At 67.4% G+C, this 14,936-nt stretch carries 15 protein-coding genes and 1 other RNA gene; 6 read left to right on the top strand and 10 right to left on the bottom strand.

The features are described 5' to 3' along the window. Positions 1 to 74: 74 nt before the first annotated feature. The 4 genes from LQF09_RS15820 to LQF09_RS15805 are packed head-to-tail and all read right to left on the bottom strand — an operon-like array spanning position 75 to position 5,538. A complete protein-coding gene (locus LQF09_RS15820) occupies positions 75 to 530 on the bottom strand; it encodes a hypothetical protein (protein ID WP_270068397.1) in 456 nt (151 codons plus the stop codon). Next, the gene (locus LQF09_RS15815) at positions 517 to 1,686 is read right to left on the bottom strand and encodes a hypothetical protein (protein WP_270068396.1); all 1,170 of its coding nucleotides are present in this window, start codon (positions 1,684 to 1,686) and stop codon (positions 517 to 519) included. Before LQF09_RS15815 ends, LQF09_RS15820 begins: the two co-directional genes overlap by 14 nt. Further along, a complete protein-coding gene (locus LQF09_RS15810; protein WP_270068395.1) occupies positions 1,683 to 4,130 on the bottom strand; it encodes an EAL domain-containing protein in 2,448 nt (815 codons plus the stop codon). The genes LQF09_RS15815 and LQF09_RS15810 overlap by 4 nt, the downstream gene beginning before the upstream one ends. 25 nt (positions 4,131 to 4,155) lie before the next feature. Continuing rightward, a complete protein-coding gene (locus LQF09_RS15805; protein ID WP_270068394.1) occupies positions 4,156 to 5,538 on the bottom strand; it encodes a malonyl-CoA decarboxylase in 1,383 nt (460 codons plus the stop codon). A 225-nt stretch (positions 5,539 to 5,763) separates the two neighbouring features. Between LQF09_RS15805 and LQF09_RS15800 the strand changes: the two genes are divergently transcribed. After that, entirely contained in the window at positions 5,764 to 6,150 is a 387-nt protein-coding gene (locus tag LQF09_RS15800; RefSeq protein ID WP_270068393.1) for a two-component system response regulator, read from the top strand. Positions 6,151 to 6,174: 24 nt separating this feature from the next. Here LQF09_RS15800 and lgt read toward each other — a convergent pair whose 3' ends face one another. Beyond that, positions 6,175 to 6,975 carry a prolipoprotein diacylglyceryl transferase gene (lgt, locus tag LQF09_RS15795; RefSeq protein ID WP_270068392.1) on the bottom strand — a complete coding sequence of 267 codons (801 nt, stop codon included), beginning with the start codon at positions 6,973 to 6,975 and terminating at the stop codon, positions 6,175 to 6,177. Positions 6,976 to 7,061: 86 nt separating this feature from the next. After that, positions 7,062 to 7,754: a YceH family protein gene (locus LQF09_RS15790; protein ID WP_002929695.1), complete on the bottom strand. Its 693-nt coding sequence runs from the start codon at positions 7,752 to 7,754 to the stop codon at positions 7,062 to 7,064. 604 nt (positions 7,755 to 8,358) lie between these two features. Here LQF09_RS15790 and ilvD point away from each other — a divergent pair. The 5 genes from ilvD (at position 8,359) to LQF09_RS15765 (ending at position 11,884) form a co-directional block, all read left to right on the top strand. Further along, a complete protein-coding gene (gene ilvD / locus LQF09_RS15785; RefSeq protein WP_002931890.1) occupies positions 8,359 to 10,209 on the top strand; it encodes a dihydroxy-acid dehydratase in 1,851 nt (616 codons plus the stop codon). Between the two features lie 36 nt (positions 10,210 to 10,245). Next, the gene (locus LQF09_RS15780; RefSeq protein WP_002931891.1) at positions 10,246 to 10,440 is read left to right on the top strand and encodes a hypothetical protein; all 195 of its coding nucleotides are present in this window, start codon (positions 10,246 to 10,248) and stop codon (positions 10,438 to 10,440) included. Positions 10,441 to 10,444: 4 nt separating this feature from the next. Then, a complete protein-coding gene (locus LQF09_RS15775) occupies positions 10,445 to 10,747 on the top strand; it encodes a cell division protein ZapA (RefSeq protein ID WP_002931893.1) in 303 nt (100 codons plus the stop codon). A 57-nt stretch (positions 10,748 to 10,804) separates the two neighbouring features. Beyond that, a non-coding RNA gene (gene ssrS, locus LQF09_RS15770) (6S RNA) lies at positions 10,805 to 10,987 on the top strand. Between the two features lie 90 nt (positions 10,988 to 11,077). Then, positions 11,078 to 11,884 carry a sulfite exporter TauE/SafE family protein gene (locus tag LQF09_RS15765; RefSeq protein ID WP_002931896.1) on the top strand — a complete coding sequence of 269 codons (807 nt, stop codon included), beginning with the start codon at positions 11,078 to 11,080 and terminating at the stop codon, positions 11,882 to 11,884. Positions 11,885 to 11,903: 19 nt separating this feature from the next. Here the strand turns inward: LQF09_RS15765 and LQF09_RS15760 are convergent, their stop codons facing one another. The 4 genes from LQF09_RS15760 to LQF09_RS15745 form a co-directional block, all read right to left on the bottom strand. Then, positions 11,904 to 12,866: a metal ABC transporter solute-binding protein, Zn/Mn family gene (locus LQF09_RS15760; protein ID WP_270068391.1), complete on the bottom strand. Its 963-nt coding sequence runs from the start codon at positions 12,864 to 12,866 to the stop codon at positions 11,904 to 11,906. Between the two features lie 57 nt (positions 12,867 to 12,923). Beyond that, positions 12,924 to 13,790, bottom strand: a complete 867-nt coding sequence (locus LQF09_RS15755) for a metal ABC transporter permease (RefSeq protein ID WP_002931903.1) — start codon at positions 13,788 to 13,790, stop codon at positions 12,924 to 12,926. Between the two features lie 81 nt (positions 13,791 to 13,871). Next, on the bottom strand, positions 13,872 to 14,723 hold the full coding sequence (locus tag LQF09_RS15750) for a metal ABC transporter ATP-binding protein (RefSeq protein WP_270068390.1): 852 nt from the start codon (positions 14,721 to 14,723) through the stop codon (positions 13,872 to 13,874). A gap of 1 nt (position 14,724) precedes the next feature. Beyond that, the gene (locus LQF09_RS15745; protein WP_002931907.1) at positions 14,725 to 14,934 is read right to left on the bottom strand and encodes a hypothetical protein; all 210 of its coding nucleotides are present in this window, start codon (positions 14,932 to 14,934) and stop codon (positions 14,725 to 14,727) included. Between the last annotated feature and the right edge of the window lie 2 nt (positions 14,935 to 14,936).

Here is a 14,936-nt window from a genome sequence, read left to right as displayed (position 1 = left end):
TGATTCGCATTAGATCACATGCCTACCCAAGGGTCAATCGCCGGCTGCACGGATGCGCAGCCAGCCGGCAACTTTCATTCGAGGCTGAACAGGATCTGGAGGCCGGGGTCGTTCGCGGCGGTACGCGGCAGGTAGGCAATGCTGCCCTGGGATTCGAGAACGAGGCGCCGGGCCTCATCGACGCTCGATGCCTCGCGCGGGGGCTGGGCGCGGCCGGTAAATACCAGTCGCGACCAGTAGGCGCGGATCTGGCTGGGGTTCTTCCGCGTGAGCCGTTGGTAGAACGCATCCCGAACTGGTCCGGCAGGCAGGTCAATGAGCATCACCCCTTGGCCGTCGAACAGGTTGCTGCGGCGGCCCAGGTAGAGCTGCTCCGTGGTGCCGCGATCGAGGGTGGTCAGCCCACCGTGTACGGCGGTCACGACCACGATCTCTTCGGCCTTGGCGCCTGCCGGCCACAGCACCGTCAGCGCGAGCAGCAGCCACGTCGTGCACAGCGCGAGGGTGGGCGTGCGCTCAGAAGACCACATCGACGGACACGCTCAGCAGGTTGATGGCGCGGTTGTCCAGTCCGCGTGCGAAGGGGTCGCCGCGGGCGATGAAGGTGCCGTGGGCTCCGCGCTCGGTGCGCACGTGGGTGAGTTCGGTCTTGAGCGCGGCTGCGCTGGCGAAATCCCAGCGCACGCCAAGGGTCAGGCTGCGTTGCGACTGGTTGCGCGAGCGGTTGAATGCCGATACGAGAGCGCCAAGGCCGGGGTCGGCTGTTGCCAGGCGGACGGCCGGTTCGTCCTGCCATTGCCGTGCGAGGACGAGGTAAGGCGTGAATGCACCGCTGCGTCTGCCCAGCGAGGCGTAGGCGCCGCGTGCGCTGCTGGTAAAGGCGTCGGCGGTGTTGCGTGCCAGTTCGGCGCTGACCAGCCAACGTCCGTCGTCCCATTGCAGTCCGATCGAACTGAAGCTGGCGCGCGCGTCGTCGCCGCTGAGCAGGCTGCGCAGTTCGCCCGGAAGCGCCGCGACACGGGCCGAGCTACGCTGAACGGAAAGCTCCGCGATTGCATGACCAGCGCTGATGCTGAACTCGCCGGCCTCCATGGTCACGCTCAGCCCGACCAGATTGTCCAGCGTCGCACGTCCGCCGCCGATTACCGGAATGCGGCTGCGTCCGGCGTAGGGGTGCAGTTCGAGGTGGGCAGGTCCGACCGGTGTGCGGTATAGCAGGTCGATGCCATCGATGTCGCTGAAGGGGTTCAGGCCATAGACCTCGACCGGCGGTCGCACCCATGGGTGGCTGTAGTTGAGGTCTGCCGAGTCAGACAGCATGAAAAACGGGCTGCGTAGCCGGCCGGCGCGCACGCTGAGCGCGGGGGTGAGGGCATGGCTGATGAAGGCCAGTGCCGGTCGCGGAGTATGGTCGCCACGCTGGGTTTCGCGGGTGATCAACTGCAGGACTGCCGCGCTGCGCTCGCCGAAGCGCCCGTTCAGCTGCAGGCCGAGTACCGAGTCCGGCCCGGCATCGACTCGATTGCCGCCGGGCGCGTCGATGCCGATGCGGGCGAACTGGAGCGCGTGCGAGCTGGTATACACCGCACCGGCGGTGGCAAAGCCCGAAAACTGCCAGTCCACGCGGGTCTCGGCGGCTGCCGGCAGAGCCACGACGGCAAGTGCTGCCAGCAAGGATCTGATCATTGAAGGTGCTCTCCGGTAGTACGGCGCAGGCTGGCAAAGGTCGCGTTCCGGTCCAGCGGTCGCGAGAACAGGTAGCCCTGGCCAAAGTCGCAGCCCATCGCACGCAGGATCTCGAGTTGCGCTTCTTCTTCTATGCATTCTGCCACCACCGTCATGCCGAGGTCGTGGGCGAGTTCGATGCTGTGGCGCACGATGGCACGCAGCCTTTCGTCATGGGTGATGGAGCGCACGAAGGAGCCGTCCAGCTTGACCTGGTTGCAGGGCATGGTGTGGAGGTAGCTCAGTGCGGAGTAGCCGGTACCGAAGTCGTCGATGAGGATGTCGATGCCGGCCTCGCGCAGGGCATGGAGGTTGCGTAGCGCGGGGCCTTCAGGGCTGGCGAGCAGACTCTCGGTCACCTCGAAGCGGATGAGACGGCGAGGTACGCCGCAGCGTTCGATGGCGGAGAGCAGCTCCTCGGCCAGTTGCGCGCGCGCGAGCTGGCGGGCGGAGAGGTTGACGCTCACGCGCAGGGGGGTCGGATCGGCGAGTTGGCTGCGCCAGGCACGCAGGTCGCGGCAGCTTGTCTCGAGTACCGTCATGCCCAGGTCGTGGATCAGGTCGAGGGTCTCGGCCAATGGAATGAACTCTGCCGGTGACAGCAGGCCGAGCGTGGGGTGGGGCCAGCGCACAAGGGCTTCGAAGCTGCTCGTCTGTCGTGTGCTCAGGTCGACGATCGGCTGGTAGTAGACCTCGAGGCCGCCGTGGGCGAGGGCAGTGCGCAGTTCTGCCTCCACCTTGAGGGCACGCAGCGCCTGGGCATGCATGGATGGCTGGAAGAACTCGATGGCGGCACTTTCGCTGCGGCGCGCCTTGTGCAGGGCGTTGTCGGCATCGCGCAGCAGCGACTCGGCGTCCTCGCGCTCGCCATCGCTCAGTGCCACGCCCACCCGGCACCGCGGATGCAGCAGCGACTCGGCGCTGCTGGGCGCAAAGGGGGGCAGGGCGACGAGCTCCTCGCAGATGCGCAAGGCTTCGAGCGAGTCGTCCAGGCCGTTGAGCAGAACGGCGAACTGATCGCCGCCGACGCGCGCCGAAACGTCGCCATCACGCATCAGCGAGCCGACGTGGCGGGCGACGCTGCGCAGGAGTTCGTCGCCAACCGCATGGCCATAGCTGTCATTGACCAGGCTGAAGCGCTCGAGGTTGATCGTCAGTACCGCGACCAGCTTGCCGTGGCCGCGCCGGCGTTGCGCCAGCGCACGATTTACATGTTCGATGAACATCGCGCGGTTGGGCAGCCCGGTGAGCCCGTCGTGGAGTGCGTCATGCACGAGCTGTTGCTCGGCGCGCTTGCGCAGGTTGATGTCGCCCAGCGAGCCAGCCATACGAATCGCACGGCCATCCTCGTCGCGGCTGGCGACGCCGCGCATCAGCACCCAGTGCGCCTCGCCATTGGGCGGCACCACCCGGTGCTCGAACATGAACTGGGCGCTCTCGCCCTTCAGGTGCGCGATCAGGCGCTGGCGATAGCCTGGCAGGTCCTGGGGGTGGATGTAGTCGAGCAGCGCCTGCGGGGAGCTTTGCAGTGCTCCAGGTGCCAGGCCGAGGATCTGGCAGAAGCGGTCGGAATAGTAGGCCGTTCCGGCGCTGATGTCCCAGTCCCACAGGCCATCGTTTGCGCCGTGCAGCGCCATTGCATAGCGCGCCTCGCTGCTGCGCAGGCTCTCGGCCGTCTGCTGCAGTTCATGCACACGCTGCTGCAGCGTTGCCGCCATGATGTTGAAGTGCCGCGCGATCACCGCGAACTCGTCATGGCCACGGGTGGAGACGCGGTGCTCGAGGTGGCCGTCGGCAATGGCCTTGCTACCTTCGAGCAGGCGGCGCAGGTTGCGAGTCAGCAGGAAGCCAATCGAGGACAGCAGCACGAATGTGAGCGCGATCTCGGCCAGTGCGATGGCGAGGCCTTGCTCCATGATCGCCCTGCGTGCGGCTGCCAGGACCGAGACCGATACCCCGAACTGCAGCAAGCCGACCTCGTTCCTTGCCAGCAGCAGCGGGCGCCGCACATGAACCAGCTCGCTGCCGGTGAGTGCCTCGACGAAGCTCTGGCGGGTGCTGCTAGGCTCTGGCAACGGTGCGTCGGTGCCCGAGCCGGCGCTGACCAGCGGGCGCATGTCGGCGCCGACGATGCGCACATAGACCAGGCCCTGCTCGGCGCCTTCGAGCAGTTCGCCGAGCACGTCCTGCAGGGCGTCCAGGCGTTCGCGCTCGCTGTAGGCGGTGATCATCGCGTGCAGCATGCTCGCGTTCTGCTCGATCGTGGTGTCGAGGCTGGCGGACACGGCGTTGTTCATCAGTCGTACGCTGTTGGCCAGCAGCAGACTGAGCAGCAACACCTGGACCACGGTGCTGGCGAGCAGAAGGCGAATGCGGATCGAGGTTGGGCGCAGGGGCAGGAGCATGGTATCGGTCGGCACGGCGCGCGGCTCAGCGCCGTGCCAGTCGCCTCACGGCCGAAGAAGCGTCGATGCGGCCTTCGCGTTCGAAGTCCTCCAGGTTGACCTCGATGCTGTCCGGGTCGTAAAGATAGTTGACCATCACCCCCCAGGACTGCCGCAGGCCTTTGGTCGATGTATCCGCGAGCCAGTTCAGGCGCTCGACGCGTGCGCCGTTGCCGAGATGGAAGCGAGCGACCGAATCGACCGGCCTGTCGCCGCGCCGGGCCTCGAGCAGGTAGCGCGCGGTCAGGCGCAGCAGGGGGTCGCGCAGGGCATCGGCAAGCGCGGGGTCGCCACTCCAGCTGCTGTCTCCACCCAGCAGGCCGGCCAGCGGTGCAGCGTCGAGGTCGGCCAGGCCGAGTGTCCGCAGACGTTTCCAGTCGGCTGGGGTGATTGCTTCGGCGAGTTCTTCCGGATTGCGCTCAGCCCAGCGCACCAGCCCCGGGATGGGCGACAGGGTGGCAAAGGTGCGCAGGCGCGGGAAGTCGCGCTTAAGGTCATCGACGACGCGCTTGAGCAGGAAGTTGCCGAAGCTCACCCCGCGCAGCCCCGCCTGGGTGGCGCTGATCGAATAGAAGATGGCGGTCGTCGCCTTGCCGACGTCGGCCAGCGGCGCCTCGATGTCGAGCAGGCGCTGGACATCGTCCGCCATGTTCTCGAGTAGCGCGACCTGGACGAAGATCAGCGGCTCCAGCGGCATGCGCGGGTGGAAGAACGCGTAGCAGCGGCGGTCGGAGTCCAGCCGGTTCTTCAGGTCGTCCCAAGAGCGGATCTCGTGCACCGCCTCATACTGCACGAGCTTTTCGAGCAGGGCTGCAGGCGACCCCCAGGTGATGCGCTGCAGTTCGAGGAAGCCGACGTCGAACCACGCCGTCAAGCGGGCTTCGAGCTCGCGGTCGAGCGGCTTGAGCAGCGGGTCCTCGGGCAGAAAACGCAGCAGGTCAGCGCGCAGGTCCACCAGGAACTTCACTCCCTGGGGGATTGCGTTGAACTGGGTCAGGATACGCAGCCGGCGCGAGCGCATCGCAGTGCGCAGCCGCGCCTCGGCATCCCACTGCGCCGGTGTGCCCACCGCGTGTTGATAGTCCTCGTGGGCAAGTGCCACCTGTTCCGGGTCGGGGCCGAATTCGTGCGCGATCAGCTTGAGAAAGGCGTGGCGCCCTGCATCATCAAGGCGCAGGTAAGTCTCCGCCAGTCGCGCCGCGCGTTGGCGGGTAGAGACCTCGCCTCCGCGCCCTTCCGCACACTCCTGCAGTTGCGTACGGATGCTGTCCAGATCGTCCGCCTCCGGCATCTTGCCGAAATGTGCGGCGCTGACCACCAGCTCGCGCACCCTGGAGAGGCTGCGCGAAACGAGTCCCGAAGCTGACATGTTCTCCTCCTGATCCTGCCCTGGTCCGGCACTGGCGGCGCCCAGGCACTGTCCATGCGGATTGATTTGGCTCGATCTTATCGTGTCGGTTGACGATAGCATTAGCCCGAATCGGGCAGTGCGTGACATTTTTACGGTTTTGAACTTGCGCATGCAGTGGTGCTATGACATCTTCCGGGCAGTCTTCTTCCCCGAGTTCGCAATAACGTGCTGCTTGCCGCCGCCATGCGCCCCCAAGAATCCCGCCTGAGAGTGCTGCTCGTCGCGCCCGATGCGCCGCAGGCCGACACCGCGCTGGCGCTCGGTGCGGCCCTGGCGGAAGCAGGCGTAGACGTCGTTGGTCGCACAGCGAGCGAAAGCCTCGCCCTGGGCCTGTACTTCGAACGTCATCCCGACGTGGTGGTTCTCGATTCGAGCGTCGCACCGCAGGAGCCCGCACGTCTCGTCGGCCTGCTCAAGCGCGTTGCCCCGGGTAGTTACATCGTGGTTGCCGTGCCGGCTGCGGACTCCATGCCGGCGCGCGCGGCGCGCGCACTCGGCGCCGACGCCGTCAGCCTCGTCGCCGACCTCCCCGACCTGCTCGCGGGGCTTGCCGACGCCAAGGCGGCCTGAGCCGTCCGGGCAGTCCGGGCTGCTTCAGCGTGGCGCCGGTGCGGCGGTGCGCGTCAGTACCAGCAGGGCCAGGCCGACCACCACCATCGGCACACACAACCACTGCGCGGTCGATAGGCCCAGAGACAAGGTGCCGAAGATGCCGGGGTCGGGCGTACGGAAGAACTCGGCCAGGAAGCGCAGGCTGCCGTAGCCGATCAGGAACACGGCTGACACCGCGCGCAGCGGTCGCGGGCTGGCCGCGTACAGCCACAGGATGACGAACAGCAGCAGGCCTTCACCCGCCGCCTGGTAGAGCTGTGAGGGGTGGCGCGGCGCCGCGTCCACCCAGGGGAAGACCATCGCCCAGGGCAGCTCTGAACTTGCCGGGCGGCCCCATAGCTCACCGTTGATGAAATTGCCGATGCGCCCTGCCGCCAGCCCGGTCGGCACCAGCGGTGCGATGAAGTCGGTGACCTGCCAGAAGCCCTTGCCGTGCTTGCGGCCATACAGCCACATCGCCACCAGCACGCCGAGGAAACCACCGTGAAAGCTCATTCCGCCCTTCCACACCGCGAGGATTTCACCCGGGTGCTGCAGGTAGTAGCCGGGCTGGAAGAACAGCACCTCGCCCAGGCGCCCGCCCACGATCACGCCGATCACGCCGTACAGCAACAGATCGTCGATCATCTGCGCGTTCCAGCCCAGTTCAGGCCTGCGGCGTGCATGCAGGCGACCGAGGACGACGAAGAGCACGAAAGCGGTCAGGTACATCAGGCCATACCAGCGCACCGAGAGTGGGCCCAGCGAAAAGGCGATCGGATCGAATTGCGGATGGACGAGCATGGGTCTGATGGGTGCAATGAGCGTGGCGCACACGTTGAGCCGGCCTGCCAGTGGCTCGTCCTGCGCGCCGTTTGTGGGTCAGGTGGTCAGTCGAACTGCTTGCGGAACTCGGCAAACTCGCTGCGCAGGGCTTCGAGCTCTTCCCGCAGACGGCGGACCTCGTCCTCGAGTTCCCCGATTCGTCCGCGCGCACTGCCCGCCGCTGTGCCCAGGGACTGCGCCTCGGCCATCTCCTGAACCGCCGCGTCGCCGCCGAGCAGATGCACGTGGCGGGTCTCCTTGGTGCCGGGCGCGCGGGGCAGGGCGGCGACGAGCGGCGGATATTTGTCGGCCAGGTGTTCCAGCACCGCTTCCACCGCTGCAACGTCGTCGAAGCGGTGCAGGCGCTCGCAGCGCTGGCGCAACTCGCCTGCAGTCTGTGCGCCGCGCAGCAGCAGGATCGCCAGTACCGCCTGCTCGGCTGGCGGCAGCGAGTGGCGCAGGCGCACCAGGTGCTCGTACTTGGGCACGCGCGCGCTTGCCTGGTCACGCTTGGACACCAGGCGCCGGGCCATCAGGCTGTCGATCGCATCCTGCACCTCCGCTTCGCTCAGGCTCATCACCGGCTCGCGCGCGGTGAGCTGATTGCAGCCGGTCGTGACGGCGTTGATCGACAGCGGATATGCGTCGGGGGTGATGAAGGACTTTTCGATCAACACCCCGAGCACACGGATCTCGGCCGGGGTGAGGTCGAAGCCGGCTTCCGGTTGTGCTTCGGTGGCGGGGTTCGCATCCTGCATGGGGCCTCCTGGCGGTGACGAGACCGGGATGATACGCCAGCCCGCACGCCTCCGACGTCTCGCGGCTCGCGCCGCTCCTACAGGAGGGCGCCGCGGCGTCCGTTCCCGCCGTAGGAGCGGCGCCAGCCGCGAGGGGTTGAAGGCGACGGGCGTCGGGCGAGTGCGATGAAAAGCTCGCGGCTCGCGCCGCTCCTACAGGAGGGCGCCGCGGCGTCCGTTCCCGCCGTAGGAGCGGCGCCAGCCGCGAGGGGTTGAAGGCGACGGGTGTCGGGTGGGTGCGATGAAAAGCGCGCGGCTCGCGCCGCTCCTACAGGAGGGCGCCGCGGCGTCCGTTCCCGCCGTAGGAGCGGCGCCAGCCGCGAGGGGTTGAAGGCGATGGGCGTCGGGTGGGTACGATGAAAAGCTCGCGGCTCGCGCCGCTCCTGCAGGAGGGCACCGCGGCGTCCGTTCCCGCCGTAGGAGCGGCGGCAGCCGCGAGGGGTTGAAGGCGACGGGCGTCGGGCGAGTGCGATGCCGGATCGCTGCCGTGGTGCCGAACGATGTGCATGCTGGCTGGTGCGCGTTAGAATCACCGTCTTTACCGCAGATTTTCCGGAGCGCCGCCATGCCCCAGTATCGTTCCCGCACCTCGACCGCCGGCCGCAACATGGCGGGAGCCCGCGCCCTGTGGCGCGCCACCGGCATGAAGGACGAGGACTTCAGCAAGCCGATCATCGCCATCGCCAACAGCTTTACCCAGTTCGTGCCCGGCCACGTGCACCTGAAGGACCTGGGGCAGCTCGTTGCGCGCGAGATCGAGGCCGCTGGCGGCGTCGCCAAGGAGTTCAACACCATCGCCGTCGATGACGGCATCGCCATGGGGCACGGCGGCATGCTGTATTCGCTGCCCTCGCGCGACCTCATCGCCGACAGCGTCGAGTACATGTGCAATGCCCACACCGCAGACGCGCTCGTGTGCATCTCGAACTGCGACAAGATCACCCCGGGCATGCTGATGGCCGCCCTGCGCCTCAATATCCCGGTGATCTTCGTCTCCGGCGGCCCGATGGAGGCAGGCAAGGTGAAGTGGGAGAACAAGGTCATCTCCCTCGATCTGGTCGACGCCATGGTCAAGGCCGCGGACAAGAACTGCTCCGACGAGGAAGTCGACGCCGTCGAGCGCTCTGCCTGTCCGACCTGCGGCTCGTGCTCGGGCATGTTCACTGCCAACTCGATGAACTGCCTCACCGAAGCGCTCGGACTGTCGCTGCCCGGCAACGGCACCACGCTCGCCACCCATGCCGACCGTGAGAAGCTGTTCAAGGAAGCCGGCCGCCGCATCGTCGACCTGGCCCGCCGCTATTACGAACAGGACGACACCTCGGCGCTGCCGCGCTCCATCGCCAGCTTCAAGGCTTTCGAGAACGCCATCAGTCTCGACGTGGCCATGGGCGGCTCGACCAACACCGTGCTGCACCTCCTGGCAGCCGCGCACGAAGCCGGTATCGACTTCACGATGAAGGACATCGACCGCATCAGCCGCCGCGTCCCCTGCCTGTGCAAGGTTGCGCCCGCCGTGGCCGATGTGCACATCGAAGACGTGCACCGCGCCGGCGGCATCATGGGCATCCTCGGCGAGCTCGATCGTGCAGGGCTGCTGCATCGCGACGTGCCGACGGTGCACAGCAAGACCATGGGCGACGCCCTGTCGCGCTGGGACATCCTGCAGGCGCATGACGTCTCCGTGTTCGAGCTTTTCCTCGCTGCGCCGGGCGGGGTGCCGACGCAAGTGGCGTTCTCGCAGAATCGCCGCTGGAAGGAGCTGGACATGGACCGCACGCGCGGGGTCATCCGCGACAAGGCCAACGCCTTCAGCCAGGACGGTGGGCTTGCCGTGCTCTACGGCAACATTGCCGAGAAGGGCTGCATCGTGAAGACCGCCGGCGTGGACGAGTCGATCTGGAAGTTCACCGGCAAGGCGCGCGTGTTCGAAAGCCAGGACGACGCAGTTGACGGCATTCTTGGCGAACAGGTGCAGGCTGGCGACGTGGTGGTGATTCGCTACGAAGGCCCCAAGGGCGGCCCCGGCATGCAGGAGATGCTCTACCCCACCTCCTATCTCAAGAGCCGAGGTCTGGGCGCGCAGTGCGCGCTGCTCACCGACGGCCGCTTCTCCGGCGGTACCTCCGGCCTGTCGATCGGCCATGCCTCGCCCGAGGCGGCCTGCGGCGGTGCGATCGCCCTCGTCGAGGACGGCGACATCATCGAGATCGACATCCCCAACCGCAGCATCAACCTCGCGGTCACGGCCGACGAGCTCGCCCGCCGACGCGCCGCGATGGAGGCCAAGGGGGCTGCTGCATGGAAGCCGGTCAAGCGCGAACGCGTCGTCTCGGCGGCGCTGCAGGCCTATGCTGCGCTCACCACCTCGGCCGATACCGGCGCGGTGCGTGACGTGACCCAGGTCCAGCGCTGATTGACCCGTCATCGCCCGCTCACTAACATCGCCGCCATGGATACAGAACTCGCCCAGCTCGAAGCCCAACTCGAGCAACTGATCAGCCTCCACGAACGCCTGCGGGCCGACAATGCCGAGCTGCGCGGGCGCGTCCTGCGGCTGGAGACCGACAACCGCCAGCTCTCCGACAAGGTCAGGTTCGCCGCCGAGCGTGTCGAGAGCTTGCTAGAAAAACTGCCGGAGGCCTGAGGTCATGTCGATGGAGCATCTGGATGTGATGTTGCTCGGGAAGGAATACCGCGTCTCCTGCACCCCCGAAAGCAAGGACGAGTTGCTCGCCACGGTCGCCTACCTGGACGACAAGTTTCGTGAACTTGGCGCCAAGACCAACGCCGCGGGCGAGCGGCTAGCGGTCATGACTGCACTCAACCTTGCACACGAGTTCCTGCAGTTCCAGCGCGGCAATGGGTTTGACATGCCGGGCACGAAGCGTAGAATCGGACTCATGAAAGCGCGCCTCGACGGGGTGCTGGCCCAGCAGGAAAAGCTCTTCTGACGTCTGATTCAGAATTGCTTCTGCACAGGTCGGCAGGCTGGTCGGGCACGTAAGATCAATCCCCTGCAGTGTTCGTTGAAGTCGTAGATTCCTTGAACCAATAGTCGAGAGACTCGGTTGCCGACCATCGATACCGCTGTGTGAACGCCCCTTGCCGGGTGATCCTGATGCGGAAGGAACGCGACCTCCCTGAACCCTAGGTTCAGGATGCCCGGCGGAGACGGCACAGGCGGGGGGCCACACGAGAAGGCGCGGTGAGCGATCACCGTGCCTTCTTCACGTTAACGGCCGGCGATCGTGCCTGACGCGAACAACGGCAAGGAGAATCCGATGGATGTGAATGCCTGGTGGCTCGCCTACCCCCTGCTTGGCGCGGTGGTGGGCTTCGTTGCTGGCCTGCTCGGGGTGGGCGGCGGCGCGGTGATGGTTCCGATGCTCACCACCTTATTCCTTGCCCAGGGCTTTGCTCACGAGTCCGTGGTGCACATGGCGCTCGGAACCTCGATGGCAGCCATCGTGCTGACCTCCATCTCCAGCTTGCGCGCCCACCAGTCGCACGGTGCGGTGCGCTGGGACATCGTGCGCCGGATCACCCCCGGCATCCTGCTTGGCACCTTCGGCGGCACCTTCATCGCGTCGCGTGCCGATACCGTGCCGCTGGCGATCTTCTTCGCCCTGTTCACCGCCTACGTGGCCGTGCAGATGCTGCTGAACATCAAGCCCAAGCCTGCGCGCGAGCTGCCTGGGGTCGCCGGGATGAACGCCGCAGGTGTCGGCATCGGCGGCATTTCGGCCTTGGTGGCGATCGGTGGTGGTTCGCTGTCCGTGCCTTTCATGACCTGGTGCAACGTCAAGATGCAGCACGCGATCGGCACCTCAGCGGCGATCGGCCTGCCGATCGCCGTCTCGGGCACGATCGGCTACCTCGTCAATGGCTGGGGCGCCGAGGGCACGCCGGCACTGACCCTTGGCTACATCTACCTGCCGGCGCTGGTTCTGGTGGCTACGGTCAGCATGCTCACCGCACCCTATGGTGCGAGTCTGGCGCACCGCCTGCCGGTGGCCACACTCAAGAAGATCTTTGCCGGCTTGTTGATGGTGCTGTGCGCGAAGATGCTGCACAGCATCTTCGCCTGAACGCCCGGGGCGCCCGGGTTCAGGGCGTCTCGCGCAGCGCGTCCTGCAGCGCCTGCAGGTTGCTGCGCATCATCTGCACATAGCTCGCTGCCGGCCCGCCAGCGCCCGACAGGGCGTCGGAGTAGAGCGTGCCGCCCATCCTTGCGCCGCTCTCGGCGCGGATGCGCTCGATCAGACGTGCATCGACGACATTCTCGATGAACACCGCGGGGATGTTCTCCGCCTTGAGTTGGCGGATGAGCCTGGCAACGCCCTTGGCCGTCGGCTCGGCATTGTTCGATACGCCCACCGGCGACAGGAAGCGCACCCCGTAGGCACGCCCGAAGTAGGCGAAGGCGTCGTGCGAGGTCACGACCTTGCGGCGCTCGGCCGGAATCGCCCCGAATGCGGCACGCAACTCGGCATCGAGTGCGCGCAGTTCGCCGTCGTAGCGTTCGGCGTTGGCGCGGTAGGTGGCCGCGCCCGCGGGGTCGGCAGCGGTCAGCGCTGCAGCGATGTTGGCCACGTACTGGCGGGCGTTGCCCACGTCCTGCCAGGCGTGAGGGTCGATCGCCTTGCTGCCGTGCTTGTGGCCGTGCGAATGCTTGTGACCGTGGTCGTGGCCATGGTCGTCGGCCATCTCCAGCGTCACCACGCCGTCGCTGGCAACCACGATCGTGCCCTTGTAGCCGCCCGAGCGCGCCAGGCGGCTCATCCAGTCATCGAAGCCCAGGCCATTGACCACCACCAGCGCTGCCGAGCCGATCTCGCGCGCATCCGAGGGGCGGGGCTGGAAGGCGTGGGCGTCCTCGTCCGCGCCCACCAGGCTGCGCACCTTGACGCGCTCGCCGCCGACCTGCTGCACGAAATCACCCAGGATGCTGAAGCTTGCGGTGACGTCCAGCGGCTGCTGACCGTGTGCCGGACCGAGGGCAAGGGCAAGCAGGCCGCCGGCGATGGCGTGGGCGAGACGGCGTCCGGCGGTTGTGGGCTGGGGCTTCATCGTGGGGTCTCCTGGGAAAGGGGCATCGGGTCTTGCGGCGCCTTGTGCGTGCAGCGCTCAGCGTTCGAGGTGGTTGCGCACCGGCAGGCGGCCGGCGAGCAGGCCACCGGGTGCAGCGAGCAAAGAGATGAAGTAGACCACGCCGCACACCAGCACGATTGCCGGGCCGGCTGGCACGTCGGCATGGAAGGACAGCAGCAGCCCGGCCACGCCGCTGGCGAAGGCGAACAGCACCGCAAGCAGCAGCAGCATGGGCAGCCCGCGGGCCCATAGCCGCGCAGCGGCCGACGGCAGGATCATGATGCCCACCGCCATCAGCGTGCCCAGGGCGTGGAAGCCGCTCACCAGGTTCACCACCACCAGCATCAGGAAGCCGTAATGCGCCACCGGTGACCAGCGGCTCACGCCGCGCAGAAAGGCGGGGTCGAAGCACTCCATCACCAGCGGGCGGAACAACAGCGCCAGGCACACCAGGGTCACGCTGGCGATGCCGGCGATCAGCAGCAGCGAGGCATCGTCAAGCGCCAGCACCGAGCCGAACAGCACATGCAGCAAGTCGAGGTTGCGCCCGCGCAGCGACACGATCATCACCCCCGCGGCCAGCGACAGCAGGTAGAAGGCCGCCAGGCTGGCGTCCTCCTTGAGGATGGAGGCGCGCGTGACCAGGCCCGCGGCCAGCACCACGACCAGTCCGGCGACGATGCCGCCGACCGTCATCGCGCCGAGCGAGAGACCAAAGGCGAGGTAGCCCAGCGCCGCTCCGGGCAGGATGGCGTGGCTCATTGCGTCGCCCATCAGGCTCATGCGGCGCAGCAGCAGGAACACGCCCACCGGCGTGGCGCCCAGCGCCAGCGCCAGGCAGCCGGCCAGGGCGCGGCGCATGAAGGCAAAATCGGTAAACGGATCGATGAGGAATTCGGTCACGGGGAAAGGAAGCAGGTTGGTACCGGGTCTGGTCCGAGGTGGAACTGGCGCGTAATGCGGGCGAGGGCGTTGTCGGTAAGCTCAGTGCCTGTGGCCGTGCCCATGGGCATGGTCGTGATCATGGACATGCACGTGGCCAGGGGCTGCCGCACCGTCTCCCGTGCTCGGGGGCAGCGTGGGCACGGCTTCGATGTGGCACTCCGCAGCGTTGTCGTCGAAGGCTTCCGACAGGCGGCGCGCGCGCGCCAGCAACTCGGGCGTCAGTACCTGAGCCGTGGGACCGAAGGCCACCGGCTCGCGCGACAGCAGCAGGGCGGTAGGGAAGTAGCGGCGCACCTGTTCGAGGTCGTGCACCACGGTGAGGATGGTGCGGCCTTCGGCGTGCCAACCCAGGATCAGCGCCACCAGGTCTTCGACGGTGCGGCTGTCGATGGCGGCGAAGGGCTCATCGAGCAGGATCAGCGGCGCATCCTGCAGGATGAGGCGCGCAAAGCGCGCGCGCTGCAACTGGCCGCCTGACAGCGAGCCGATCGGGCGCGCTTCGAAGCCCGTCAGGCCAACCGCGTCCAGCGCATCGCGTACGCGCTCGCGCTGGCGGCGCGACAACCCGCCGAAAGCGCCTACCTCGTGCCATAAACCCATCGCCACCACGTCGAACACCGACACCGGGAAGCTGTGGTCGATCTCGCCGCGCTGCGGCATGTAGGCCAGGCCGTGCGCGGGCAGGGCGGGCATCACGATGCGGCCGCCGATCGGGCGCAACTCGCCCGCAATGCCCTTGAGCAGGGTGGACTTGCCGGCGCCATTGGGGCCGACCACCGCCACCAGCGCGCCGGCGGCGATCTCGCCGGACAGGTGGTGCACCGCGGGGTGGCGGTCGTAGCCCAGGGTGAGGTTGTCGAGCTGGATCATCGGCATGCGCGCGGCGTCCATGTCAGCGCAGCGCCCACAGGATGGTCAGCCACAACAGGGCCAGCGCGCCCGCGCACACGCCCAGGCGGGTGGCCAGGCTGGTGCCGAGCAGGCTGGGGGCAGGCGTGCCGCGGTCGGCAGCGCGTTGGGCGGCGAGCCTGGGGGTAGCAGCGTGCTCATGTCCGCCGGGAATGGCCGCAGGGGGGGTGTGGACATGGGCTTCGAGGCGCATGT

Source organism: Thauera sp. WB-2 (genome assembly GCF_027594845.1).
GTDB classification, from domain to species: domain Bacteria; phylum Pseudomonadota; class Gammaproteobacteria; order Burkholderiales; family Rhodocyclaceae; genus Thauera; species Thauera mechernichensis.
This window is presented reverse-complemented; position numbering and strand designations above follow the sequence as displayed.